Raw genomic sequence first — 25,229 nt, forward strand, 5'->3', positions numbered from 1 at the left:
GCGGCTTTCTGCTGGGTGCCCGGCCTTTGCATGCCGGGCACCCAGGGCAGGGCACACGGGGCGCCGCTCAGGCTGGGGCCAAGGCCTTGTTGAGCACGGTCCGGATCCGCTTCTCGGACACGGAGTAGGCAGTTCCCAGCTCGACGGCGAAGAGGCTGACCCGGAGCTCCTCAAACATCCAGCGCACCTGGGTTAACTCCTGTCCGGCACGCCGTCCGGGCAGCAGCGCGGACACGGCATCGTCATAGTCGTCCTCGAGCCGCTGCACCACCGCCATGTTCAGGGCATCGCGCTGGACGTTCCCGGGCAGGCGCTCCAGCCGCTTCTCGATCGCTGCAAGATACCGTGGCAGCTGGCTGAGCTGGGCGTAGCCCGTGCGTGCCACAAAACCTGGATAGACGAGTTGCTCCAGCTGGCTCCTGATGTCGTTCAGCGCGCTGATCAGGGCGAGGCTCGTGGTGCCCTTGAGCTGCTTTTCGATCCGCCGGGTGCTGGCCAGGATGCGCTCGACGACGGCGGTGACGGAGAAGACCGTGTCGATCAGTTCCGCGCGCACCACCTCATACAGCGCATCGAAGGCCTTGCGGTCCCAGGGGAGTTCAGCAGGGGTGAGCTTGTCGATGGCCGCCAGTGCGCAGTCGGCGATCAGGGCTGCCACCGAGCCGTGCGGGTTCTGGCTGAAAGTGAGTTTCTCGGTATTGCTCAGGTGCTCCAGGACATAGCGGTCCGGTGCCGGAACGCGCAGGGCCAGCAACCTGATCACACCGCCGCGCATGGCGTCGAGCTGTTCCCCGGCCGTCTGGAACACGCGCAGGGACACCGACGTTCCCTGGTCCACCAGCGCCGGATATCCGGTGACCGTGTGGCCCTTGACCATGCTGCTCACCTGGCGCTCAATGGTGCCGACGGTCCATTCGGTCAGGCCGTCCTGCTCGACGAATCCCGCGCTGCCCGGCACTCCGGTGCCCTGCTGACCGGCCGGTGACCCGGCGTCGGACGCCTTGCCGTTGCGGCGCTGCGCAGTGCTGGCGCCGCCCCGCACGGTGGAGGCGGGGGTGGCACCAAGAGACTCGGCGATGGCACGGCGGGTGGCGGGCGCCAGCTGCTCCTGGAGGCCGACGAGGTCCTTGCCTTCGCCCAAGACCTTGCCCTTGCTGTCCACCACCTTGAAACTGACGCGCAGGTGCGGGGGAACGGCGTCCCAGTTCCATGAGCCGGGTGGGATGACCGCTCCGCGGATCCGCCGTAACGCCAGTTCCAGCGAAGGTTCCAGTTCGTCCGTGGCGGGATCGAAATCGGACTCGAGCACGGCAACGGCCTGCCGGGCAACATCGGGCGCCGGGACGAAGTTCTTGCGGACCTGCTTGGGCAGCGACTTGATCAGGGCGGTTACCAGCTCCACCCGCTGGCCCGGGATGAGCCAGCGGAAGGGGGCGTCGTCGAGCTGGTTCAGGAATAGGACGGGCACCTCGGCCGTCACGCCGTCGGAAGGGTCGGGCGCGGACCCAGGTGCCACCGGGTGGAATTCGTATGTCAGTGGAAGCTCGAAGCCCTTGTGCAGCCACGTCTTGGGGTAGGCGGACTCGTCCAGGTCCTCGGCGTCGTCACTGAGCAGCAGCGACTTGTCGTAATCCAGGAGGTCCGGGTCCTCCCGCCGGGCGTCCTTCCACCACTTGTCGAAGTGCCGTTCGGAGACAACATCGGGGCCGATCCTGGCGTCGTAGAACTCGAACAGCGTCTCATCATCCACCAGCAGGTCCCGCCGGCGCATGCGGGCCTCAAGTTCCTCCACCTCGTGCAGGAGCGCCCGGTTGCGGTGGAAAAACTTGTGGTGGGTGCGCCAGTCACCTTCCACCAGGGCGTGCCTGATGAACAATTCACGGGCAACCACCGGATCCACCCGGCCGTAATTGATTCGCCGCTGGGCGATGATCGGAACGCCATAGAGGGTGACCTTTTCATAGGCCATGACTGCGCCCTGTTTGGTGGACCAGTGTGGTTCGCTGTAGCTGCGCTTCACCAGGTCCGGGGCTACCTGTTCGGCCCATACCGGATCGAATTTGGCGGCCACCCTGGCCCAAAGCCGGCTGGTCTCCACCAGCTCGGCCGCCATGACAAACGTGGGGGACTTCCTGAACAGCGCCGATCCGGGGAAGATCGCGAAGCGGCTGCCGCGGGCGCCGGCATATTCGCGCTTGCGCTCGTCCAGGATGCCGATGTGGCTCAGGAGTCCGGAGAGCAGGCTGATATGGATGCCGTCGTGGTTGCCCACGGGATCCGCCAGGCGCTTGTTGTCCAGCGTGATCCCCAGCGGACGGGCCAGCTGCCGCAGCTGGGTGAAGAGGTCCTGCCATTCCCGCACGCGCAGGTAGTTGATGAACTCGGTCCGGCACAGCCTGCGGAAAGCCGATGACGACAGCTCCTGCTGCTTCTCCTGCAGGTAGTTCCAAAGATTGAGGTAGCCGGTGAAGTCCGAGTTTTCGTCCCGGAAGCGGTTGTGCTTTTCCGCAGCCAGTTGTTGCTTGTCGGTTGGCCGTTCGCGCGGGTCCTGGATGGTGAGCGCGGCCGCCAGCACCATGACTTCGCGGACACAGCCCCTCTTTCCCGCTTCCACGATCATGCGGCCCAGGCGGGGATCCACGGGGAGCTGGGCAAGTTTCTGCCCGACGGCGGTCAGGCCGCCGCCCGTGGTTCCGCCCCGGCCGGCGGCTGCTTCAGGCTTGGTGCCGGTGCCGTGGGCTCGAGGGGGTGCCAGGGCGCCAAGCTCGCGAAGGAGGGTGACGCCGTCGTTGATGGCGCGGGTTTCCGGCGGTTCGACGAAGGGAAAGTCCTCGACGTCCTTGGGACCCCTGGCCACGCCCATGGCCGTCATCTGGAGGATGACGGCTGCGAGGTTGGTCCGCAGGATCTCAGGGTCGGTGAACCGGGGCCGTGATTCGAAGTCTTCCTCGGAGTAGAGGCGGATGGCGATGCCGTCGGAAACACGGCCGCAGCGGCCCGAACGCTGGTTGGCCGATGCCTGCGAGACGCGCTCGATGGGCAGGCGCTGGACCTTGGTGCGGTGCGAATACCGGGAAATGCGGGCGGTGCCGGTATCGATGACGTACTTGATGCCGGGAACCGTCAGGGACGTCTCCGCCACGTTGGTGGCCAGCACGATCCGGCGCTTGCTGCCGGGATGGAACACCTTGTGCTGCTCCTGCAGGCTCAAGCGCGCAAAGAGCGGAAGGATCTCGGTGTTTGCCAGCCTGCGGTTGGACTGGATGCGGGCCTGCAATGCTTCTGCGGCGTCCCGGATTTCGCGCTCGCCCGAGAAGAACACCAGGATGTCACCCGGGGCTTCGGCGGCAAGCTCGTCCACGGCATCGCAGACGGCGTCCAGCGGATCCCGGTCCTCTTCAAGTTCATCGTCCGAGGCGTCTTCTTCGTCCTCTTTCGGCTGCGAGAGGGGGCGGTACCGGATTTCCACCGGGTAGGTCCGGCCGGACACCTCAACAATGGGGGCCGGGTCTTCCGGGGTGCCGAAGTGTTGGGCGAACCGTTCGGGATCAATGGTGGCCGAGGTGATGATGACCTTCAGGTCGGGCCGCTGGGGGAGGACCCGCTTGAGGTAGCCCAGGATGAAGTCGATGTTGAGGCTGCGTTCGTGGGCCTCGTCAATGATGATGGTGCTGTATTTCCGCAGCAGCTTGTCCCGCTGGATCTCGGCGAGCAGGATGCCGTCGGTCATGAGTTTGACCTTGGTCGCCTTGCTGACCTCGCCCGTGAAACGGACCTGGAAGCCTACTTCCTGGCCGATCTCGACGCCGAGCTCCTCCGCGATGCGCTCCGCTACCGTCCGCGCTGCCAGCCGGCGCGGCTGGGTGTGCCCGATGAGGCCATGCTCGCCCAGCCCCAGCTCCAGGCACATCTTGGGGATCTGGGTGGTCTTTCCGGAGCCGGTTTCGCCGGCAATGATGGTCACCTGGTTGGCGGCGATGGCGGCCATCAGGTCCTCGCGGCGCTCGGAAACCGGCAGCTCAGCGGGATAGGAGATATGAAAAGTCATGGCTGCAGACAGTCTACTGCCGTGGGGAACCGCCTCCTTCGGCTCCGGGCCGCCGGCCGCCCTCAGGCAGGGCCGCTGCCAGCACCGGGAAGCGGTCCGCCGGCTTCCTCCGCGGCGGCCCGCGCGGTGTCAACCAGGATGCGCCAGGGTCCGGTGAGGGCTTGTTCGGGGAGGGCAGCCCGGCGCTGCCCTGCGGTGATGGAGTAGATGAAGCGGTCCGGCTGGGGCGGCGCGAAGGCCGCCGCTGCTGCCCGTGGGGTGCTGGGAACCGCATCCCACGGGCAAGCCTCGACGAGGGGCTGCCACTGGCTGAGGTCGCTGTCCGTCCGGGCGTCCACCGTCCATACCCGCGTGATCGCCGCGATTCCGCCCGTGCGTTCCACCTTGATCTTCATGGCCTGGCCCCTGGGCTTCCATCCGGACCCGGAGCCGATGGAGGGGGCGCCGGGGCAACGGTTAAAGTTTGACCTTTACAGTTTCCCACGCCGTCCCTACGGCGTCATGCTCCGTGGACCCGGAACCGAACAGGTCCGTGGCGGCGCGCACCGTGGCACGGGCGAAGACGCTGAAGGTTGCCGACGGTGGCAGGGAACCGTTGGTCAGGGTCTCGTACCAGATGCGGCCCGGGGCCTCCCACGCGTAGCCGCCCAGCGCGTCCGCCACCAGGTAGAAGGCGCGGTTGGGGATGCCTGAGTTGATGTGGACGCCGCCGTTGTCTGCGCTGGTCCGGACGTAGGAGTCCATGGAGTCAGGCTGCGGGTCCTTGCCCAGGACGTCGTCGTCGTATGCGGTCCCCGGCGCTTTCATGGACCGCAGCGCCTGTCCCTGGACCTTCGGCGTGAAGAGCCCTTCCCCGATCAGCCAGCTGGCCTGCGCTGCCGTTTGGTTCTCCACGTGCTGCTCAACGAGCGCGCCAAAGACGTCGGACATGGATTCGTTCAGGGCGCCGGCCTGGTTCCGGTAGGCAAGCCCGGCCGAGTACTGGGTGACGCCGTGGGCCAGTTCGTGCCCTATGACGCTCAGGGACTTGGTGAACCGTTCGAAGACATCTCCGTCGCCGTCGCCAAAGACCATCTGGCTGCCGTTCCAGAAGGCATTGTCGTACAGCTTGCCAAAGTGCACCGTGGCGTCCAGCTTCAGTCCGCGGCCGTCCACCGAATCCCGCCCGAAGGCGTCGGCATAGAGCCGGTGAGTGGATCCGAGCCCGTCATAGGCTTCGTCAGTGGCGGCATCTCCCGTGGCGGCTCCGCCTTCCTTGCGGACAGGATTGCCCGGGAGGGTTTCCTCGCCGCCGGCATCGTAGATGGCCCGCTTGACCGGCCCCGGCTTGTCCTGCCGCAGTCCGGGCGGAAGGGCCGGAACAGCCTGTGAACGGGCCGCCTGGAACGATTCGACGTGGACCAGTGCTTTCCTGGCGGCGCTGGCCGCGGAAGAGAACTCCGGCGCATCCTGCTGCGCCAGCAGCCGCAACATGTACGGCGGAACGATTGAACAGAACGGAACGTGCATGGCGTACCCCCTCATCTAGGTGGACCCAGCCTACGAGCGGGCTCCGACATTGGGAGGGACGCCACCGCCAGGAATTCGGCAGCCTGCAACGGGCTGCAGCAGCCCGCGCTGGGTACGGTAGGCGCATGGCTGAATCCGAAAAGCGAACCAAGTCCAGTTCCACCCTGCTGACGGTCATCATCGCCTTCGTGGCGAATGTGCTGGTGGCGGCGGCAAAGTCGGTGGCGGCCGTCCTCTCCGGCTCGGCTTCGATGGCGGCGGAGGCGGCGCACTCCTGGGCGGACACGGGCAACCAGGTGTTCCTGTTTTTCGCGGAACGGCGGTCAGCCCGGCCCCGGGACCAGGGGCATCCCATGGGATACGGCCGCGAAGCCTACGTCTGGTCGATGTTCGCCGCGTTCGGCCTCTTTACGGCAGGTGCGGTGGTGTCCATCATGCACGGCATCCAGGAAATAGTTTCCCCTGAGCCGGCCGCCGACTTCATGGTGGCCTACATCGTCCTGGCGGTGGCTTTCGTCTTCGAAGGGATCTCCTTCGTCCAGGCGTTCCGCCAAACCCGGAAAGCGGCGCACGAACTGGAACGGCACACCCTTGAACAGGTCCTCATCAGCTCTGATCCCACGCTGCGCGCCGTCTTTGCGGAGGATGCCGCGGCGCTGATCGGCCTTGTCATAGCGTTCGTGGGCGTGTTCCTGCACCAGGTCACCGGGTCGCCGCTGCCCGATGCGATTGGTTCGATCGCCGTGGGCGTGTTGCTCGCCGTCGTCGCCGTGGTCCTGATCGACCGGAACCGGCGCTTCCTGGTGGGCCAGGGCGTCACGCCCGATATTGAGCGTTCCATGGCGCGGCGGGTGCTGGAGCACCGCGACATCGCCCGGCTCACCTACCTGCACCTGGAATTCGTTGGTCCGCGCAAGCTGTACCTGGTGGCGGCGGTGGACCTGGAGGGGGACCATCCGGAGCATGAGGTGGCAGTGGCCCTGCGCAGGATCGAGCGGGAGCTGGAGGACCACGCAACGGTTGAAGAAGCCGTGCTGACCCTGGCAACCCTTGATGAGCCGGCACTGAATTTCTGACCCTGTTCCGGGGGTGATCGGCGCAGGGCGGGGGGACCCCGGGGAACGAAAAACCCCCGCCGCTCCAAGAAGCGGCGGGGGTTTCCATGTGCCCTCGGTAGGATTCGAACCTACGGCCTTCTGCTCCGGAGGCAGACGCTCTATCCCCTGAGCTACGAGGGCAATTTTCCGGATATCCTGCCGTTCCCGGCGGGACGTCCTAGAGCTTAGCAGGAAGGTGGCCCGCAAGGGAAAACAGGCGCAGGGTCTTGTCCGCGGCGGCTGCCGGCGAGGCCTCAGTAGCCGGCGAAAGAGTCGGTTCTGACCCTGCGCGCACCTGCGTGCCGCGCTGCCCGGCGCAGGGATGCGACGCTTGCCGGGGAGCCGGAGACGTAGACCTCCCGGCGGGCAATGTCCGGGACAAGCGCTGCAAGCGCCTTTCCATCCAGCCGGCCGGGAGGGCCGGGCTCGCCGCGCGCCCCGGGTGAAGCTGAGGCCAGGCCCGACGGCGGCCGGGAGCCGTCTGCCAGCATCACCATCACCGGGAGGCCGGATGACCGGAGTTCGTCTGTGTAGGGAACTTCGTCAGCGCTCCTGGCCAGGAGCAGGAGGATGGCATCCCGCTCCCGCAAGGCGCCGGAGGACAGGTGGGACACGAATGGCGTGATGCCGATGCCTGCGGCGATGAGCAGTACCGGCCGGCGGGGATCCCGCGGCAGGACAAAGTCGCCGCCCACCGCCGTGGCCGTCACTGGGTCGCCGGGCCGCAGTGCCAGGAGCGCCTCCTTTGCCGCAGACGCCGGACCGGCCGTGCGGACGCCAAAGGACACCAGGCGCCCGCCAGGGGAACCGGTCAGGCTGAACACGCGGCGCCGGCCTTTCCCATCCGGCCTGGCGTGCGGGAGGTCCAGCTCCATGTATTGTCCGGGGAGGAAACGCACCGGCCTGGCGGGCTCGAAAGAGAACTCGGCAGTGGTGGGCGTCAGCGGGCGGCTTCCAGCAAACCGGAGCTTCACGGCCCCGCGCTGGCCGGACAGGAAGGCCAGCAGGTTGCCCGCCAGCAGCGCCGCCTCGGGGGAGTTCGCCACAGGACCCAGGTTCCACGGGAGCGCGAAGAGCACTCCCACCACGCCGGCAAGGACCAGCTGCTGGCGTCGCCGCGGCGGCAGTGTGAGGGGCTCGGTCAGCATGAAACCCACGAAGAAGAGCACCGGACGCTGCGCGAGGGCCTGCCAGAGGCCCATCCCGACGGTCATGCCGGAGCGAAGCAGCTCAACGTTGATGATGGCGGTTGCAACGATTGTGAACACGGCTGCCATCAACAGCTTGCGCGTGCGGTTCAGGACCAGCAGCACGCCCGGCACCAGCAGCCAGAGCATGGCCGGAGTGGCCGCCCACCAGGTGGCGACGTTCAGCCCGGTCAGGCCGGTGGCGAAGGCGCCCGCCGCGGCAGGATTGAAGATGTGCCGTCCGCGCCACGCCAATGCGTATTTCGACGCCGACGCCAGGACGCACGCCAGCGCCACCCCCGCCAGGTCCATCGGCTGCAGGGAGGGCCAGAACAGGAAGTAGAGCAGCAGTCCTGTGATCAGGGAGGACTCGGTGTGGGGATTAACCCGGAAGAGCGCCGCAAGCGCCCGGTTGGTGGCCCAGGTCATTCCCAGGCACAGTGCCAGGTGTGCCAGCATTTCGGGGATGCCGAACGTCAGCCAGCCCAGCACGTCAAGGAGCAGGCTGTAGGCGGCAAGGGCGGCCAGGACCAGGAGGATAAGCCGGTACATGGTGAACCTGCCCACGGCGGTCCCTATTCGTCCCCTCAGGGAGGGAACCGGGCCGGTTTGGGGTGTGTCCACGGAACTCATGAGAACAGCTTCCCTTCGAATTCGGCTGAGTAGGTTGCACTGCCGTCGGAAAAGACTGTCAGCCAGGAAAAATCGAACGTGTCCGCGAGCAGGGCGCCCGGAACGAAGAAGAGGGCGGTGGCGAGGGCATCGGCGACCATGGCTGTTTCCGCCAGCGCCCAGGTGGCGACGGCGGTCCGCACCGGCTGCCCGGTGGTTCCGTCCAGGACGTGGTGCAGTCCGTCGCCCCAAGCACGCCGGTTGGCCGCGGAAGCACACAGGGCCCGCCCGTCCAGCTCCACGACGCCGATGGCCTGGGCCGGGTTGTAGGGGTGTTCGAGGGCAACACTGACGGGGTCCGGGCCGCGGACCAGCAGGTCGCCGCTGGCATCAATGATGAAGGATCCGGTGCCGGCGCCCTCCAGTTCGGCGGCCAGCAGGTCCACCAACAAACCCTTGCCGGCGGCGCCGATGTCCAGCACCACCGGCTCACTGGCCGTCAGGCTGGTCCCGGACCAGCTGAGGACCGACTCCCAGGCGGGCGCCGGGAGTGGCGGACCTGCCGGCCGGAGCGAGTAGGCGGGATCGTACCCCAGCCGTTCCAGGCTGCTGCCGATCAGCGGCGTCATGGCGCCGTCGGTCAAACCGTACAGGGTGGAATACAACGGGCCGAGCGCTGCGGCCTCGTCGGGAAACCGGTAGCGTCCCGGTGCGCGGGCCATCGCCGCCACCAGCGAGTCGGCCCTGAACCGGGACCACGCGGCGTCGAACCTTTCAATGTGGTCCAGGAGGCTCTCCCGCAACGCCGCCGTCAAGGGCAGGTGAGTGGAGATCTCCCAGTCGGTGCCGATCCCCTGGAACGCAAAGCCCTCCCAGTCCGTGCCGGACACCGCCTACTGCGCCTCCGACTTGATCTTGCCCACGGCCTGGTTGAAGCCTCCGCTGGTCAGGGAGGAGCCGGCAACCTTGGAAACGTTGAGCTCGTCGAGGTTCTTGCCCACCACCTGCGCCGCGATGCCGCCGGCGAACTCACCCTGGAACTTGCGGGTATTCGGGTTGGACGGGTGCTGGGTGATCTGCACATCGGTGACTCTTCCCGCGGCGAGGGTCAACTGCACGCCGACCGTCTCCGTGCCGTTGGGGGAAACGTAGTTGCCGTCCGCGCTGTAGGTGCCGTCCTTGTAGCTGCCACCGCTGCCGGCCAGGGCGGTGGAGCCGCCCGACGGCGCGGCGGAGGAGTTTCCGGGGGCGCCGTTGGTGGCCGACGGGGCCTCGGCCGCCGAGGGTGCACAGCCCGCCACGGTTCCGGCCAGTGACAAGCCGGCGATTCCGGCGTAGAGGGTCCGGCGGAGGGCGCCGCCCGCTGCCGGGGAGCCTGCGGATATGGACGGGCTTTTACGGGTGGAGGGTCTCATGAAGGCTCTCGTTTCACTCTGAGGTCATGCCGTGCGGCAGTGGCTACGCTCTGCATAACGCCGGATCTGCCCGAAAGGTTCGCCCCGGGGCTTCGGCCGGCGTTAAATTCTTTGCTGTCACTGGCCCCCGGTAGGCTAGGGGGGTGACTCCCGAAGAACTTTCCCTCGCCATATCCGCCTGCCTCAAGGACGCCGTCGCCGCCGGCGAAATCGCCCTTGCGGAATCAGCAATTCCTGCTGAGGTGCGCGTGGAGCGACCCAAGAACAGGGACCACGGCGACTGGGCCACCAACATCGCCCTCCAGCTCGCCAAGCCGGCAGGGACCAACCCGCGTGAATTCGCTGCCATCCTCAGTGCCCGGCTGAAGTCCATCAATGGTGTTTCCGCCGTGGACATCGCCGGCCCGGGATTCCTGAACATCACCGTTGACGCCGCGGCAGCCGGTGCCCTGGCCAAGGCCATCGTTGAGGCCGGCCGGAGCTACGGCACCAATACGGCGCTCGCCGGCCGCACGGTCAACATGGAGTTCGTGTCCGCCAATCCCACCGGGCCGCTGCACATCGGACACACCCGCTGGGCAGCCCTGGGTGACTCGATTGCCCGGGTGTTGCGCGCCTCCGGCGCCGACGTCACTGCGGAGTACTACATCAACGACGCCGGCTCGCAGATGAACACCTTCGCCACCTCCGTCTATAACCGGCTGCACGGCCTTCCCGTGCCCGACGGCGGCTACCCCGGGCAGTACATCGCGGACCTTGGCCACGAAGTGCTCACCGCCCACCCCGACATCCGCGAGCTCACCGAAGTTGCGGCCCTGCCCGTCATCCGGGCCGCGGCCTATGAAGCCCAGATGAAGGACATCAAGGCCACGCTGGCAGAGTTCGGCGTCGAGTTCGACGTCTTCTTCTCCGAGCAGGAACTGCACGACGCCGGCGCGATCGAGAGCGCCGTGGCGCGCCTTCGCGAGCAGGGCCACGTGTTCGACGACGGCGGTGCGGTCTGGCTGCGGACCACGGACTTTGGCGACGACAAGGACCGCGTGATGATCCGCGCCAACGGCGAGCCCACCTACTTCGCCGCGGACGCCGCCTACTACCTGTCCAAGAAGGACCGCGGCTTCACGGAAAAGATCTACCTCCTGGGCGCCGACCACCACGGCTACATCAACCGGCTCAAGGCCATTGCGGCCGCGGCCGGGGATGATCCAGAAGTCAACATCGAGGTGCTGATTGGCCAGCTGGTTTCGGTAAATGGAGCCAAGCTGTCCAAGCGCGCGGGCAACATCATCGAGCTCAAGGACCTGATTGAGTGGCTGGGCAAGGATGCCGTCCGCTACTCCCTGGCCCGTTTCCCCGCCGACTCGCCGTTGACGCTTGATCCGGAGCTGCTGAAGAAGCACAGCAACGAGAACCCAGTGTTCTACGTCCAGTACGCCCACGCCCGTTCCCGCGGCGCCGCGCGCAACGCGGTGGCTGCCGGCGTCGAACGCCAGGTGGACGCCCAGGACAGCTTCGACGCCTCGCTCCTGGACCACGCTACGGAAAACGAGCTGCTCTCCTACCTGGGCAGCTACCCTTCCATCGTGGCCAAGGCCGCGGAACTGCGCGAACCGCACCGCGTGGCGCGCCACCTCGAGGCCATCGCCGGGGCCTACCACCGCTGGTACGACGCCTGCCGCATTGCCCCCATGGGTGAAGAACCCGTCACGGACCTCAACCGCACCCGGCTCTGGCTGAATGACGCCACCAGCCAGGTACTGGCGAACGGCCTTGACCTCCTGGGCGTTTCCGCGCCGGAACGGATGTAGGACCGATGCCGCACGCAGCAGCACAGGGATCTCCGCTTGCCCCGGAATGGCTTACCGTTCCGGATGACCTCAATGCCCTCCACGAACCGATGTGGGCCGGCGACGCAGCACGCAACGGGGACGGTGAACTCAGCATCGGCGGCATCCCCGTCAGCGAGTTGCAGCGGCAATACGGGACCCCGCTTTTCGTGATGAGCGAGAACGACTTCCGTGCCCGCGCCAGGGCATTCAGCGACGCCTTCAATGACGCCTTCGCGGATATCTGCGGGGGAGTGGATGTCTACTACGCCGGCAAGTCATTCCTCTGCACCGCGGTGGTGCGCTGGGTGGAGGAAGAAGGGCTGCGGCTGGACACGGCCTCGGGCGGCGAACTCGCCGTGGCCTACCGGGCCGGAATTCCCGGCGCGGACGTCGCCCTGCACGGCAACAACAAGTCCGACGGCGAGATCCACCGGGCGCTTGACATGGGCCTGGGGCGGATCGTGGTGGACAGCCTTGATGAGCTCGTGCGGGTCGGCGCGATCGCGCAGGGGCGCGGGGAGCAGGCGAAGGTCATGCTGCGGCTCACCCCCGGCGTGCATGCCCACACGCACGAATTCATCGCCACCGCCCACGAGGACCAGAAGTTCGGCCTCTCGATGGCTGCCGATACCACCGATCAAGCCGGGATCTCCGCTGCCGAGGAAGCGGTGGCAGCCGCATCAGCGCATCCTGGCATCGAGCTGCTGGGCCTGCACTGCCACATCGGCTCCCAGATCTTCGAGCCGGACGGGTTTGCGCTGGCCGCCGAGAAACTGCTGCGCTTCCTGGCCGCCATGCAGGAAAAGTACTCCATCACCCTGCCGGAACTGGACCTTGGCGGCGGCTACGGGATCGCCTACACGCCGGTGGACACCCCCCGCCCCGCCGCGGAGATCGCCAACGCGATGGCCGCCGTCGTGCGTTCCACCTGCGCCGAGCTGGGCATCGACGCGCCGCGCATCTCCATCGAACCGGGACGCGCCATCGTGGGCAGCACCACCTTCACGCTGTACGAAGTGGGCACGCTGAAGACGGTCCGCGTGGACGTACCCGGCACCTCCGGCGACGGTGACGCGGGCAACAACGTTACGTATCCCCGCCGGTATGTTTCGGTGGACGGCGGCATGAGCGACAACGCCCGCCCGGTGCTGTACGACGCGGATTATTCGGCCGTCCTGGCCTCGCGGACGTCCGGCGCCGCCCCGCAGCTGTCCCGCGTGGTGGGCAAACATTGCGAGAGCGGCGACATAGTTGTTAGAGATGTATATCTGCCCGAGGACGTGGCAGCCGGTGATCTGCTTGCTGTACCGGGAACCGGCGCCTACTGCTGGGCCCTCTCGAGCAACTACAACTATCTGGCCCGGCCGGGCGTTGTCGCGGTGCGCGACGGATCTTCCCGGCTGATTGTCCGCGGGGAAACCGAAGAAGACCTGCTGAACCGCGACATGGGAGCCTGAATGACGGAAATGCGAACGCTGAAAGTAGCCCTGCTGGGCTGTGGCAACGTTGGAGCCCAGGTTGCGCGGATCCTCATTGAGGACGCGGACGCCCTCGCTGCCCGCGCCGGTGCCCGCCTGCAGCTCAGCGGCATCGCCGTGCGCAACGTCAACGCCCCCCGCGACGTGGACCTGCCGCAGGATCTTTTCACCACCGACGCCGAAACGCTGGTCAAGGACGCCGACCTTGTCATCGAGTTGATGGGCGGCATCGAGCCCGCCCGCACGCTGATCCTCTCCGCGCTGCAGAACGGCGCCTGCGTGGTGACCGGAAACAAGGCACTCCTGGCGCAGGATGGCCCCACGCTCTACGAAGAGGCGGATAGGGCCGGCGTCCAGCTGTCCTACGAGGCCGCCGTCGCCGGAGCCATCCCGATCCTGCGCCCCATCCGCGACAGCCTCTCGGGCGACCGGATCACCCGCGTGCTGGGCATCGTCAACGGCACCACCAATTTCATCCTCGACCAGATGGACACCACCGGTGCCCAGTTTGCGGACGCCCTCGCCGAGGCCCAGCGCCTTGGCTACGCGGAAGCCGATCCCACGGCCGACGTCGAAGGCCACGACGCCGCCGCCAAGGCTGCCATCCTGGCCTCGCTCTCCTTCCACACCCGCTTCGCCCTGGAGAACGTCCACTGCGAGGGAATCTCAAACGTCAGCGCTGCCGACATCGCCGCGGCGAAAGACGCCGGCTTCGTCATCAAGCTGCTGGCCATCGCGGAGAAACTGACCGACGTTGACGGCAAGGAAGGCGTGTCCGTCCGTGTCCACCCCACCCTCCTGCCGCGCGAACACCCGCTGGCCGCGGTCCGTGGTGCCTTCAACGCCGTGTTCATCGAAGCCGAGAACGCCGGCGAGCTGATGTTCTACGGCCAGGGCGCCGGCGGAACCCCCACGGCGTCAGCCGTTATGGGCGATCTCGTGTCGGCCGCCCGCCGCCTGGTCCTGGGCGGACCCCAGCGCACGGAAACCACCACCGGCCACGTCCCGGCGCTGCCCATCGAAGCGGCCACCACCAGCTACTACATCGGCCTGGACGTTGCAGACCAGCCCGGTGTGCTGGCCCGGATTGCCCAGCTGTTCGCCGAGCACGGCGTCTCCATCGAAATCATGCGGCAGACCATCCACCGGGATGCGGAATCCAACGTGGAGTCGGCCGAACTGCGGATTGTCACCCACCGCGCATCAGAGGCTGCCCTTGCAGCCACCGTCCAGGCCGTAAAGGGCCTGGACGTCATCAATTCAGTTACATCCGTTCTGCGGGTAGAAGGAGTCTAAGTGGCTCACCAATGGCGCGGCGTCATCCGCGAATACGCTGACCGTCTGCCCGTGACGGAGTCCACCAGGGTGATCACCCTGGGCGAGGGCGGCACCCCTCTGGTTCACGCGCAGAAGCTCTCAGAACTCACCGGGTCCGAGGTCTACCTGAAGGTGGAGGGCATGAACCCCACCGGCTCCTTCAAGGACCGGGGCATGACCATGGCCATGACTGCCGCGGTGGCCTCCGGCGCCAAGGCCGTGGTCTGCGCTTCCACCGGCAACACCTCCGCGTCCGCCGCAGCCTACGCCACGGCCGCCGGCCTCAAATGCGCCGTCCTGGTGCCCGAGGGCAAGATCTCGATGGGCAAGCTCAGCCAGGCGATCGCGCACGGTGCCACCTTGCTGCAGGTGGACGGCAACTTCGACAACTGCCTGGACATCGCCCGCAAGCTGGGGGAGTCCTACCCCGTCTTCCTGGTCAACTCCGTCAACCCCGCCCGCATCCAGGGCCAGAAGACCGGCGCCTTCGAAGTGGTCGATTCCCTGGGTGATGCACCGGACATCCACGTTCTGCCCGTGGGCAACGCCGGCAACATCACGGCCTACTGGAAGGGCTACAAGGAGTACTGCGCCCCCTTCGAATCGGACACCGCCGGCACGCTTCCCGCTGTATCCACCAAGACGCCCGCAATGTGGGGCTTCCAGGCCGCCGGTGCCGCCCCGTTTGTCGCAGGCCACCCCATCACGGAACCAGACACCATCGCCACCGCCATCCGCATCGGAAACCCGGCGTCCTGGGATGGTGCCGTAGGCGCCCGTGACGAATCCGGTGGGCTCATCGAAGCCGTCACCGACGAGGAGATCCTGAACGCCCACCGCTGGCTGTCAGCCAAGGAAGGCGTCTTCGTGGAGCCCGGATCCGCGGCCGGCGTGGCGGGCCTGCTCAAGAAGCACGCCGCCGGTGAGGTCCCCAGCGGAAAGACCATCGTCATTACCGTCACCGGCCATGGCCTCAAGGACCCGCAGTGGGCCCTTCGCACCGAAGACGGCAACGACGTCCAACCGGTCAAGGTTCCGAATGACGTTGTCACTGTGGCCGCTGAGCTGGGACTGGAAGAAAAATAGCCTTGGACACCACCTCGCAGGCCGCCGTTGGACTGCAACTGATCGAGCCGGGCCAGCGCGTTACCGTCCGCGTCCCGGCCACGACGGCCAACCTGGGCCCCGGATACGACAGCCTGGGACTGGCCCTGGCCCTGCACGACACCCTGACCGTGGAAAGCCTGGACACGGACGAACTCGTCTTCGAGCTCAGCGGCGAGGGCGCAGACACCCTTCCGCGGGATGCCAGCCACCTGGTAATCAGGGCCATGGACGCAGCGTTTGAGCGGCTTGGCTACCGGCACGGAGGCCTGAAGGTGACGGCCCGCAACGTCAACCCGCACGGCCGTGGGCTGGGCTCCTCCGCATCAGCCGTGGTGGCCGCAGTCTCGGCTGCCAATGCCATGGTTCCGGCCGAAAGCCGCCGCGGAAAGGACTGGATCCTCCAGCTCACCAGCGAGATGGAAGGCCACCCGGACAACGTCGCACCCGCGATTTTCGGCGGACTGGCGCTGTCGTGGCAGGACAGTGAGCAGTACAGCAGCACCAGTGCCACAGTTGCCGGATCCGTGATCCCCGTCGTGGCGGTGCCCGATTTCGAACTCTCCACCGAAGCTGCCCGCGCCCTGCTCCCGGCCTCTGTGGGACACCACGCCGCCGCCATGAATTCCGGCAGGGCAGCGCTGCTGATCCACGCGCTCACGCAAAAGCCGGAATTCCTGGTGCCGGGCACCGAGGACTACCTGCACCAGAGCTACCGCGCGGAGGCCATGCGGCCCAGTGCGGCACTGATCGGCGCCCTCCGCAAGGCAGGCTATGCCGCAGTGGTTTCCGGTGCAGGGCCCACCGTCCTGGTGCTGGCCAACGGAGAAGCGCAGGGCACGGACGCCGTGGCCTTCATCGAAGCCTTTACGGCGGAGAACACGCCGGACATCGGCTGGCGTGTGCTGAAGCTCGCAGTGGACGTTGAAGGTGCTAAGGTGGACGTGCACCGGCGGTAATTCCGCCTATCTGATCTGCTCCTGCATTCAGTTGCTGTTTGATCTACCACTGTGAATGTATTCCGGTGCCACCTGCTTGGTCTGTCGCAGGAATCTGCAGCATCCAACTGCCCCTGAAGCGTCAGTCAGGCGTTGCGCCGTGGGCGCAGCGCAAGGTGAATCAGTATCCGGCCCTGCTGGCCGAAATCCAACCGGCAAGGCTGAAATCCGGCTGCAGATCTGAACTGCAGCCCAGATCAAATCATCGCGTCCAGCTCCCAGTCTGGACGCCGTCGAGGGGGAAGGATCCTTCGTGACCGAAACCACTGAGCTGTCGCCAGCTGTGGAACACACAACTTCTGCTGCCGAATCATCGGCAGCACCCGCCAAGAGCAGCGGCCTTGCCGGCCTTAAGCTCGCCCAGCTGCAGGCCCTCGCCAGCCAGCTCGGTATCTCCGGCGGCTCCCGCATGCGCAAGGGGGACCTGGTCTCGGCCATCTCCGCCCACCGCGCAGGCAACCTGACCGTCAAGACCCCTGCCAAGGCAGCGGACAAGGCTTCGGAAAGCACCGTGGCTCCGGCTGCAGCCGCTCCGGAAGCAGCCACCGCAGAAGCTCCGGCCGCTGAAGGCACCCGTGCCCGCGGACGCGGCCGCAGCCGCCGCGCCGTCAGCGACGGCGTGGTAGCCCCGGCAGCCGAAGCTCCCGCCGTGGAAACCGCTGCGGCGCCTGCCACCGCAGCCGTTGAGGCGCCGTCGGCCGCCCCCGCGGAAAGCACCGAGGCATCCGAAGGCGCCCCAGAGCGCCGCCAGCCCCGCACCCGCAACCGCCGCCGCAGCGAAGCCGCTGCCGCCTCCATCCAGGAAGCGCCGGTCGAAACCCCGGCAGAGCAGCCGGCAACGGAACAGCGTGCAGGTGAACAGCGCACCGAAGCCCCCGCAGAAGCAGGGGACGCCGGGCAGCGCACCGAACGCCGCGATGGCGGCCGGACACGCGGCCGCGACAACACCCGCGATTCCGACGGCGGCCGCGACAACAGCGGCAGCCGCGACGCCGGCCAGCGCGACGGCGGCCGGGACAACCGGGACAACGACGACTCCGACGGCGGAAGCCGCCGCAACCGCCGCAACCGCCGCGACCGGAATGACCGCAACGACCGCTCCGGCGGCCAGGACCGGGACAACTCCCGCAACGACCGCTTCCGCGACCGCAACGACCGCCGCCGCGGCCGCAACCAGGGACCGGACGTGGACGACGTTGAGGTTACCGACGACGACGTCCTGCTGCCGGTTGCCGGCATCCTGGACGTTCTCGAGAACTACGCGTTCATCCGCACCTCCGGCTACCTGCCCGGCCCCAACGACGTCTACGTCTCCCTGGCCCAGGTCAAGAAGTACAACCTGCGCAAGGGCGACGCCGTGGTGGGTGCCATCCGTGCACCCCGCGAAGGCGAAGACCGCAGCCAGCAGTCCAACCGCCAGAAGTTCAACGCCCTGGTGCGCGTCACGTCCGTCAACGGCAAGACGCCCGAAGAACTCAAGGACCGCGTCGAGTTCGCCAAGCTGGTTCCGCTCTACCCGTCGGAGCGCCTGCGCCTCGAGACCGACCCCAAGAAAATCGGTCCCCGCGTTATCGACCTCGTGGCCCCGATCGGAAAGGGCCAGCGCGGCCTGATCGTCTCCCCGCCCAAGGCCGGCAAGACGCTCATCCTGCAGTCCATCGCCAACGCCATCACCACCAACAACCCTGAGGTCCACCTCATGATGGTGCTGGTCGACGAACGGCCCGAAGAAGTCACGGACATGCAGCGCACCGTCAAGGGTGAGGTCATCGCCTCCACCTTCGACCGTCCCGCCGACGACCACACCACCGTGGCCGAACTCTCCATCGAACGCGCCAAGCGCCTGGTGGAAATGGGCATGGACGTGGTGGTCCTGCTGGACTCCATGACCCGCCTGGGCCGCGCCTACAACCTGGCAGCACCGGCCTCCGGCCGCATCCTGTCCGGTGGCGTCGACTCCGCAGCCCTCTACCCGCCCAAGCGCTTCTTCGGTGCCGCCCGGAACATCGAAAACGGCGGCTCGCTGACCATCCTGGCCACCGCCCTCGTCGAGACCGGTTCCAAGATGGACGAGGTCATCTTCGAAGAGTTCAAGGGCACCGGCAACATGGAACTCCGCCTGTCCCGCCAGCTGGCCGACAAGCGCATCTTCCCGGCCGTGGATGTCAACGCATCCGGCACCCGCCGCGAAGAAAACCTGCTCTCGCCCGAAGAAGTCAAGATCATGTGGAAGCTGCGCCGCGTCCTCTCCGGACTCGAAACCCAGCAGAGCCTTGAACTGCTCACCAACAAGATCCGGGAAACCCAGAGCAACGTCGAGTTCCTCATGCAGGTCCAGAAGACGACGCTTGGTGCTAAGTCGGATAACGACAAGTAGCTTCACCAGAGGCGGGGCCGACGCATTTTGCCGGCCCCGCCTTTGTCGTTCGGATTTTGCCGCCCCCGCCTTCGTCGTTCAGTTTTGCCGCCCCCGCCCCTTCGCTGGGCGGCTTCACGATCTTCGATCGTTTGCCGCCCAGCTCCGGCAGGCCCGATGCCACTCCCGGGGCGGCAAAACCGAACGCCTCCTCAGCAGGGTCGCCTGCCGTGCGTGGGCGCGGACTCACCGCCGCGGCCACGTCCCGTTTGTCACTAGACTCGTACAAGTCGAAAGAGGTTTTAAATGTTTGAGTCCGTACAGGGCCTGCTTGATGAGCATGACTCCATCCAGGCGCAGCTGGGGGATCCTGCTGTTTATGCTGACCAGCGGCTTGCCCGGAAGCTGGGGCGGCGGTCGGCTCAGCTCAATGGCATTGTCGAGGCTTACCACAAGTGGGAAGGCATCCGGGATGACCTTGCCGCGGCCAAGGAAATGGCTGCCGAGGATCCCGAGTTCGCTGCCGAGGTCCCTGAATTGGAGGCTGCCCTGGAAACTGCCGCGGCCAAGCTGCGGCGCCTGCTGATTCCCCGCGATCCCGACGACGCCCGCAACGTGATCCTCGAGGTCAAGGGCGGCGAAGGCGGCGACGAGGCTGCCCTGTTCGCCGGCGATCTGCTGCGCATGTACACCCGCTATGCGGAGTCCCGCGGCTGGAAGACCGAAATCATCTCCGCCACGGAGTCGGACCTGGGCGGGTACAAGGACGTGCAGGTGGCCGTCAAGGGCAACTCCAACGACCCCGCCGAAGGCGTGTACGCCCGGCTCAAGTTCGAAGGCGGCGTGCACCGCGTCCAGCGCGTGCCCGTCACTGAGTCCCAGGGCCGCATCCACACCTCCGCGGCCGGCGTGCTGGTCCTGCCCGAAGTGGACGAGCCCGAAGAACTCGAAATCAACCAGAACGACCTCAAAATCGACGTCTACCGTTCCTCCGGCCCCGGCGGCCAGTCCGTCAACACCACGGACTCGGCCGTCCGCATCACGCACCTTCCTACCGGCATCGTCGTCGCGATGCAGAACGAGAAGTCCCAGCTCCAGAACCGCGAGGCCGGCATGCGCGTGCTCCGCGCCCGCATCCTGGCCCACCAGCAGGAGCAGATCGACGCCGAGAACTCGGCCCAGCGCAAGTCGCAGATCCGCACCATGGACCGCTCCGAGCGGATCCGCACCTACAACTACCCGGAGAACCGGATCGCGGACCACCGCACCGGCTACAAGGCGTACAACCTTGACCAGGTCATGAACGGCGACCTGGAACCGGTGATCCAGTCCGCGATCGAGATGGACGAACAGGCACGCCTGGACGCCATCGGCGACTAGTCCTCCCGGTATGAACGCGGGCCAGACCCTCGCCGAGGCCGTTAGCGCGGCCACGGCCGTCCTCCGCGACGCCGGCGTGCCCAGCCCCAGGGTGGACGCCGAGCTCCTGGCCGACCACCTGCTGAACGTGGGCCTCGGCCGGCTCCGCGCGCTGATGCTGGGCGACACGCCGGCTCCCGACGGCTATGCGGAGCTGGTGGCCGAACGGGCCGGGCGGGTGCCGCTCCAGCACATCACCGGGGTGGCGCATTTCCGCTACCTGGAGCTGGCCGTGGGACCTGGCGTGTTCATCCCGCGTCCGGAGACAGAATCGGTGGTGCAGCTGGCCATCGACCACGTCAAGGGGATGCAGGCTCCCCGGATCGTGGACCTCGGCACGGGCTCAGGCGCCATTGCGGGTTCGCTCGCTTCGGAGGTTCCCGATGCCGAGGTGCACGCGGTCGAATTCAGCCCCTTTGCGCACGCCTGGGCCGCGAAAAACCTGGTGCCGCTCGGTGTGGACCTTGTCCTGGGGGACCTGCGCGACGCCTTTCAGGAACTCAACGGAAGCGTCGACGTCGTAGTATCCAACCCGCCGTACATCCCGGCGGAAGCCATCCCCAACGAACCCGAAGTAGCGCTGCACGATCCGCCCGAGGCCTTGTATGGCGGGGGAGCGGACGGCATGGAACTTCCGACGGCGGCGGCAAAGTCCGCTGCCAGGCTGCTGCGGCCAGGGGGTTACTTCGTCATGGAACACGCCGAAGTGCAGGCCGGCTGGATTGCCGCCATGCTTGCCAGGACCGGAGCCTGGACGCACATCACGACGCACCTGGACCTCAACGGCAAGGACCGCGCCACCAGCGCCGTCCTCGCGGACCAGGCCACACGGAATGAAAGAATGGGCCAGTGACCACAACTTATGACTGCACCATTGAAGACGAGCGCGCCCGCGGCCTCGAGGACGCCCAGCGCGCCATCGGCGAAAAGAAGTGCGTCGTGCTCCCCACGGACACCGTGTACGGGATCGGCGCGGACGCGTTCTCGCCGCAGGCCGTGACCATGCTGCTGGTATCCAAAGGGCGGAGCCGCACCATGCCGCCGCCCGTCCTGATCCCGCGCATCAACGCGCTGGACGGCCTGGCCACCGAGGTGTCCGCGGAAGCGCGCAAGCTGGCTGAGGCCTTCTGGCCCGGTGGCTTGACACTGATCCTGCACGCTCAGCCGTCCCTCGACTGGGACCTGGGCGAAACCAAGGGGACCGTGGCACTGCGGATGCCCGCCGACGACGTTGCCCTCGAACTGCTGACCTTGACCGGCCCCCTCGCCGTGTCTTCAGCCAACCGCACCGGCCAGGCTCCGGCCCAGACTGCCGCCGCTGCCCGCGAGCAGCTGGCCGATTCCGTGGAGGTGTACCTGGAAGGTGGCCCGCGTCCCCTGGAAGGCGATCCCGGCGTGCCGTCCACCATCGTGGACGCCACCGGACCCGTCCTGCGCGTGGTGCGCGACGGAGCAGTGAGCCTTGACCAGCTCCGCGAGCACGTCCCCGGAGTCCTTGGCCTGGGGGAGGACCCCACTCCTGCTGGAGATGCAGGCGCCGCGCCGGCGGGCGATGCGCAGGACGGCGGCGACGTCCCGGCGTCGGAAGCCGGCTCGTCCGCCGTGACGGCGCCGGACACCGAATCCACCGCCCCTGCCGGGGACCAGCAGCCGTGATGACGCTGGAGCGCCAGCAGGTCCCGGTCCTCGGCGTGCAGGCCACTCCGTTGCGGGTCCCCGAGCTGGTGGCGGAACTGAGCAGTTTCATAGCGGAGGGAGCCACCCGCACGGTCCTGGGCCACAACCTGCACAGCGTCACGCTGGCCTTGTCCGACGACGGCTTCCGCCGGCTCTACGAGGAAAGCGACGTGGTGCTCCTGGACGGGGCGCCGGTGCTGTGGCTGTGGGGGAGGACCGGCAACGCCGACGGGCCCGTCATGGACTACCGGCTGGGGTCCACCGACTGGCTGCCGGCCCTGGACCAGGTCCAGGGACTGGAACGGATTGCCGTGATCGGCGCCGGCGTTGAGGCGAATGCGGGGGCAGTCAGCCGGCTCCAGGATATCGTTCCCGGCGCACGCGTGTCCGGATTCCCCGGCGAAGGATGGGGCCCCGACCTGGAAGACGCAGCCGTTGCCTGGCTGCACCGTGAACAACCACAGCTGGTCCTGCTGGGACTGGGCATGCCGCTCCAGGAGGAAGTGATGCAGCGGCGGCTCGCTGACATGCCCCCTGCTGTGTACTGCGCAGTGGGCGGTGCCATCGAACAGCTGGCGGGGGTCCAGAAGCTGGCCCCGCGGTGGCTGGGCCGCATGGGGCTGGAATGGGCATGGCGCCTGCTCCTGCATCCGCGACGGGTCGCGTACCGCGTGCTGGGAGAGCCCTGGGTCCTGCTGTGGCTCCTGGGTGCCCGCAGGCTCAGGAAGTCCGGACTGGACAGGTAAGCGGGCCCCGGAGGCAGCGCTGGCGGGCTTTTCCTAGAACTTTTGCTCTTCGAGCGGGGCGAAGCCCTTGCCGCGCAGCCCGGTGGTGAACGACCGCGCCCACCCCAGGAAGCCCGGTAGGTCCCGGCGCTGCAGGAAGTAGCCCAGGTAGCCGCCCACGTCGGCGACGAAGGAGCGCACCCTGAAGTAGCGGCGGATGAGGTAGCCGCGGTTCCGGTAGTAGTAGAAGCGCTTGAAGGCGGAGTCCGGGACGATCACGTGCCAGCGTGCGCCGTAGACATGCTGCGTTTCCCCGAAGGCGTGCGGGTGCGTGATGGCGGTGGTGGTGACGGTGCCGAAGCGGATCCCGGCCTTCCGCAGCCGGATGGTGAAATCAACTTCATCGCCGCGGATGAACAGCCGCATGTCCGGCAGGCCCACCTTGAAGAACACGTCCGAGCGGATCAGTGCACCGTTGAAGAAGTGCCCGTCGTCCGGCAGGAATCCGAGTTTCTCCACCTCCGCCCGGTCGTGCGTGACCTTTCCGTCCAGGCGGAAGAAGAAGGACAGCCGGTCCGGATGGCCGGGCGCCGTGACCAAGGGGACCACGGCCTCCAGGTCGCGTGCCTCAGCCTCTCGAAGCAGCGTGGCGAGGCATTCCGGATCTACCGGCTCGGCGTCGTCGTCCATCATCCAGATCCAGCGGGCACCGCTGGCCACTGCCTTGAGGGCGGCCAGCGCAAACCCGCCTGCGCCGCCCAGGTTGGCTTCAGAGCGGACATAGTCCACGTTGGGATGGGCCGCCGCCACATCCGCGGCCGGGGTGGTGCCGCTGTCCACCAGGCAGATCGTGTCGACATGACGGCTCTGGGCGTTGATCGCGTCCAGCAGGACGGACAGTTCCTTGGGCCGGTCGAAGGTCACGGCGGCAACCGCAATGCGGGGGGTCATGGGGGTCCTTTCAGCATGGCTGCCAGGGAGTTCCCCGCCGGTAGTGCGCCCGTGTGGCGCGGAGCCATGGTGCCGGTGGCACTAGTATCTTTGACTAGAGTCCACTGTAATACAGCCCTGTAAGGCGCTGCGCGTATGTCTGTGCGCAATGCCTGCTGCGCGCTCGGCGACGGAGAAGTTTCATTTATCGACGAACAGATTCCCGGCCCGTGAGCCCACCCACCCCCAACCGGCTGCCGCCGCAGCTGAGCGGTTCTGGCACCACCACTCCCGGAGCGGTACCCATCCCATGATCATGTACCTGCTCATGGGCCTCACCGCCGCCATCGTCTCCTACGCGGCCACGTGGGGCGCCCGCGTCGTGGGGCACAGGCTCGAGCTGCACCTGCCCATCCGCAGCCGGGACATGCACTCCACGCCCGTGTCCAGGCTGGGCGGCCTGGCCATTTTCCTGGGCGTCATGGTGGCGCTGGTTGTTGCCAGCCAGTCCTTCTTCGTCAAGGACATTTACCGGAACAACTTTTCGCCGTGGGGCGTGCTGGCAGGGGCGGCCGTGATCGTCCTGGTCGGTGTGGCTGACGACCTGCTGGACATCCGCTGGTGGGTGAAGCTGATCGGCCAAAGTGCTGCGGGCCTCACGGTGGCGATCTGGGGCGTCCAGATGACCATCGTCCCGTGGGTGCCGGAGCCAATCTACCTCCAGGACGGAACGCTGCGGATAGTGCTGACCGCCGGGCTGATCGTCACCACCATGAACGCCTTCAACTTCATCGACGGGCTGGACGGCCTGGCCGCGGGCGTTGCCATCATTGGCGGCACGGCTTTCTTCATCACCGCATACTGGGTCCACCGCAACGCGGTGCTGCTGGATTATTCGGACCTGGCAACCCTCATAACCGCGGTCCTCGTGGGCGGGTGCCTGGGCTTCCTGCCGCACAACTTCTTTCCCTCGAAGATCTTCATGGGCGACTCCGGTGCCATGCTGATCGGGCTCCTCATGGCGTCGGCCGGCGTTGTGTCGACGGGGCAGATTACCTCCGGGCTCTATGACCGCGCCAACGGTATTTCCACCGTCATTCCCATCCTGCTTCCCTTCGCTGTCCTGTTCCTCCCGCTGCTGGACCTTGGACTGGCCGTCGTTCGCCGGACGGCCCGCGGCCGGTCGCCCTGGTCCGCAGACCGCGGACACCTGCACCACAAACTGCTGGACATCGGCTATTCCCACCGCACTGCCGTGATCCTGATGTACCTCTGGACCGCCGTGCTCTCCTTCGGCGGCCTGGCGTTCGCCGTCTTCCCCTGGCACATTGTGCTTGCCGTGGACATCTTTGCCACGCTGGTCATGGGACTGGTGACCGCCTGGCCCTACCTGTCCCGCGGCAGTAGCGAAACCACGGCGTAACGGCGGTTCTGAATTATTTCTATCTCGTGTAGAATTTAGGGGCAGCCCAAGCTGCCACTCCACCCACTGCCTCCTGGCGATCTGCCATGTGGTGCCGACGATGGG

The 25,229-nt window shown here is 67.1% G+C and carries 19 protein-coding genes and 1 tRNA gene; 12 read left to right on the forward strand and 8 right to left on the reverse strand.

Annotated features, from left to right (window positions below; genetic code table 11):
* Positions 1–67: 67 nt before the first annotated feature.
* The 3 genes from hrpA to J2T23_RS04465 form a co-directional block, all read right to left on the reverse strand.
* Positions 68–4,048, reverse strand: a complete 3,981-nt coding sequence (gene hrpA, locus J2T23_RS04455; protein WP_307357570.1) for an ATP-dependent RNA helicase HrpA — start codon at positions 4,046–4,048, stop codon at positions 68–70.
* A gap of 62 nt (positions 4,049–4,110) precedes the next feature.
* Complete coding sequence (locus J2T23_RS04460; protein WP_141160037.1) at positions 4,111–4,443, reverse strand: protealysin inhibitor emfourin; 333 nt, start codon at positions 4,441–4,443, stop codon at positions 4,111–4,113.
* 61 nt (positions 4,444–4,504) lie between these two features.
* Positions 4,505–5,557 carry a M4 family metallopeptidase gene (locus tag J2T23_RS04465; RefSeq protein WP_307357572.1) on the reverse strand — a complete coding sequence of 351 codons (1,053 nt, stop codon included), beginning with the start codon at positions 5,555–5,557 and terminating at the stop codon, positions 4,505–4,507.
* Positions 5,558–5,682: 125 nt separating this feature from the next.
* On the opposite strand from J2T23_RS04465, the gene J2T23_RS04470 reads away from it, so the two are divergent.
* The gene (locus tag J2T23_RS04470; protein ID WP_307357575.1) at positions 5,683–6,633 is read left to right on the forward strand and encodes a cation diffusion facilitator family transporter; all 951 of its coding nucleotides are present in this window, start codon (positions 5,683–5,685) and stop codon (positions 6,631–6,633) included.
* 89 nt (positions 6,634–6,722) lie between these two features.
* Here J2T23_RS04470 and J2T23_RS04475 read toward each other — a convergent pair.
* The 4 genes from J2T23_RS04475 to J2T23_RS04490 form a co-directional block, all read right to left on the reverse strand.
* Positions 6,723–6,795, reverse strand: a tRNA-Arg gene (locus J2T23_RS04475).
* A 113-nt stretch (positions 6,796–6,908) separates the two neighbouring features.
* Positions 6,909–8,474 (reverse strand): ferredoxin--NADP reductase, encoded by a 1,566-nt coding sequence (locus J2T23_RS04480; RefSeq protein ID WP_307357577.1) that lies wholly within the window; start codon positions 8,472–8,474, stop codon positions 6,909–6,911.
* Complete coding sequence (locus J2T23_RS04485; RefSeq protein ID WP_307357580.1) at positions 8,471–9,343, reverse strand: FAD:protein FMN transferase; 873 nt, start codon at positions 9,341–9,343, stop codon at positions 8,471–8,473. The genes J2T23_RS04480 and J2T23_RS04485 overlap by 4 nt, the downstream gene beginning before the upstream one ends.
* Positions 9,344–9,346: 3 nt before the next feature.
* Entirely contained in the window at positions 9,347–9,868 is a 522-nt protein-coding gene (locus tag J2T23_RS04490) for an FMN-binding protein (RefSeq protein WP_307357582.1), read from the reverse strand.
* Positions 9,869–10,011: 143 nt separating this feature from the next.
* Between J2T23_RS04490 and argS the strand changes: the two genes are divergently transcribed.
* The 10 genes from argS (at position 10,012) to J2T23_RS04540 (ending at position 22,792) form a co-directional block, all read left to right on the forward strand.
* A complete protein-coding gene (argS, locus tag J2T23_RS04495; RefSeq protein ID WP_307357583.1) occupies positions 10,012–11,676 on the forward strand; it encodes an arginine--tRNA ligase in 1,665 nt (554 codons plus the stop codon).
* Between the two features lie 5 nt (positions 11,677–11,681).
* On the forward strand, positions 11,682–13,154 hold the full coding sequence (lysA, locus tag J2T23_RS04500; RefSeq protein WP_307357585.1) for a diaminopimelate decarboxylase: 1,473 nt from the start codon (positions 11,682–11,684) through the stop codon (positions 13,152–13,154).
* Positions 13,155–14,471: a homoserine dehydrogenase gene (locus J2T23_RS04505; protein ID WP_141181835.1), complete on the forward strand. Its 1,317-nt coding sequence runs from the start codon at positions 13,155–13,157 to the stop codon at positions 14,469–14,471.
* On the forward strand, positions 14,472–15,578 hold the full coding sequence (thrC, locus tag J2T23_RS04510) for a threonine synthase (RefSeq protein ID WP_141160045.1): 1,107 nt from the start codon (positions 14,472–14,474) through the stop codon (positions 15,576–15,578).
* A 2-nt stretch (positions 15,579–15,580) separates the two neighbouring features.
* Positions 15,581–16,555: a homoserine kinase gene (gene thrB, locus J2T23_RS04515; RefSeq protein WP_307357587.1), complete on the forward strand. Its 975-nt coding sequence runs from the start codon at positions 15,581–15,583 to the stop codon at positions 16,553–16,555.
* A gap of 292 nt (positions 16,556–16,847) precedes the next feature.
* Entirely contained in the window at positions 16,848–18,971 is a 2,124-nt protein-coding gene (gene rho / locus J2T23_RS04520) for a transcription termination factor Rho (RefSeq protein ID WP_307357589.1), read from the forward strand.
* 285 nt (positions 18,972–19,256) lie between these two features.
* Positions 19,257–20,330, forward strand: a complete 1,074-nt coding sequence (gene prfA, locus J2T23_RS04525; RefSeq protein ID WP_307357591.1) for a peptide chain release factor 1 — start codon at positions 19,257–19,259, stop codon at positions 20,328–20,330.
* Between the two features lie 10 nt (positions 20,331–20,340).
* Entirely contained in the window at positions 20,341–21,222 is an 882-nt protein-coding gene (gene prmC / locus J2T23_RS04530) for a peptide chain release factor N(5)-glutamine methyltransferase (protein ID WP_307357593.1), read from the forward strand.
* A complete protein-coding gene (locus J2T23_RS04535; protein ID WP_307357595.1) occupies positions 21,219–22,025 on the forward strand; it encodes an L-threonylcarbamoyladenylate synthase in 807 nt (268 codons plus the stop codon). The genes prmC and J2T23_RS04535 overlap by 4 nt, the downstream gene beginning before the upstream one ends.
* Positions 22,025–22,792 (forward strand): WecB/TagA/CpsF family glycosyltransferase, encoded by a 768-nt coding sequence (locus J2T23_RS04540; protein WP_307357597.1) that lies wholly within the window; start codon positions 22,025–22,027, stop codon positions 22,790–22,792. The genes J2T23_RS04535 and J2T23_RS04540 overlap by 1 nt, the downstream gene beginning before the upstream one ends.
* A gap of 33 nt (positions 22,793–22,825) precedes the next feature.
* On the opposite strand, the gene J2T23_RS04545 is transcribed toward J2T23_RS04540, so the two are convergent.
* Positions 22,826–23,722 carry a glycosyltransferase gene (locus J2T23_RS04545; protein ID WP_307357599.1) on the reverse strand — a complete coding sequence of 299 codons (897 nt, stop codon included), beginning with the start codon at positions 23,720–23,722 and terminating at the stop codon, positions 22,826–22,828.
* Between the two features lie 289 nt (positions 23,723–24,011).
* On the opposite strand from J2T23_RS04545, the gene J2T23_RS04550 reads away from it, so the two are divergent.
* Complete coding sequence (locus J2T23_RS04550; RefSeq protein ID WP_141160053.1) at positions 24,012–25,124, forward strand: MraY family glycosyltransferase; 1,113 nt, start codon at positions 24,012–24,014, stop codon at positions 25,122–25,124.
* Positions 25,125–25,229 lie beyond the last annotated feature (105 nt).

Source organism: Pseudarthrobacter niigatensis, assembly GCF_030812615.1.
Classification (GTDB): Bacteria; Actinomycetota; Actinomycetes; order Actinomycetales; family Micrococcaceae; genus Arthrobacter; species Arthrobacter niigatensis.

What these genes read in the sequence shown, in the direction of transcription:
- hrpA (WP_307357570.1), bottom strand. Translation starts at nt 4,048, where the DNA reads ATGACTTTTCATATCTCCTATCCCGCTGAGCTGCCGGTTTCCGAGCGC.
- J2T23_RS04460 (WP_141160037.1), bottom strand. Translation starts at nt 4,443, where the DNA reads ATGAAGATCAAGGTGGAACGCACGGGCGGAATCGCGGCGATCACGCGG.
- J2T23_RS04465 (WP_307357572.1), bottom strand. Translation starts at nt 5,557, where the DNA reads ATGCACGTTCCGTTCTGTTCAATCGTTCCGCCGTACATGTTGCGGCTG.
- J2T23_RS04470 (WP_307357575.1), top strand. Translation starts at nt 5,683, where the DNA reads ATGGCTGAATCCGAAAAGCGAACCAAGTCCAGTTCCACCCTGCTGACG.
- J2T23_RS04480 (WP_307357577.1), bottom strand. Translation starts at nt 8,474, where the DNA reads ATGAGTTCCGTGGACACACCCCAAACCGGCCCGGTTCCCTCCCTGAGG.
- J2T23_RS04490 (WP_307357582.1), bottom strand. Translation starts at nt 9,868, where the DNA reads ATGAGACCCTCCACCCGTAAAAGCCCGTCCATATCCGCAGGCTCCCCG.
- lysA (WP_307357585.1), top strand. Translation starts at nt 11,682, where the DNA reads ATGCCGCACGCAGCAGCACAGGGATCTCCGCTTGCCCCGGAATGGCTT.
- J2T23_RS04505 (WP_141181835.1), top strand. Translation starts at nt 13,155, where the DNA reads ATGACGGAAATGCGAACGCTGAAAGTAGCCCTGCTGGGCTGTGGCAAC.
- prfA (WP_307357591.1), top strand. Translation starts at nt 19,257, where the DNA reads ATGTTTGAGTCCGTACAGGGCCTGCTTGATGAGCATGACTCCATCCAG.
- prmC (WP_307357593.1), top strand. Translation starts at nt 20,341, where the DNA reads ATGAACGCGGGCCAGACCCTCGCCGAGGCCGTTAGCGCGGCCACGGCC.
- J2T23_RS04540 (WP_307357597.1), top strand. Translation starts at nt 22,025, where the DNA reads ATGACGCTGGAGCGCCAGCAGGTCCCGGTCCTCGGCGTGCAGGCCACT.
- J2T23_RS04545 (WP_307357599.1), bottom strand. Translation starts at nt 23,722, where the DNA reads ATGACCCCCCGCATTGCGGTTGCCGCCGTGACCTTCGACCGGCCCAAG.
- J2T23_RS04550 (WP_141160053.1), top strand. Translation starts at nt 24,012, where the DNA reads ATGATCATGTACCTGCTCATGGGCCTCACCGCCGCCATCGTCTCCTAC.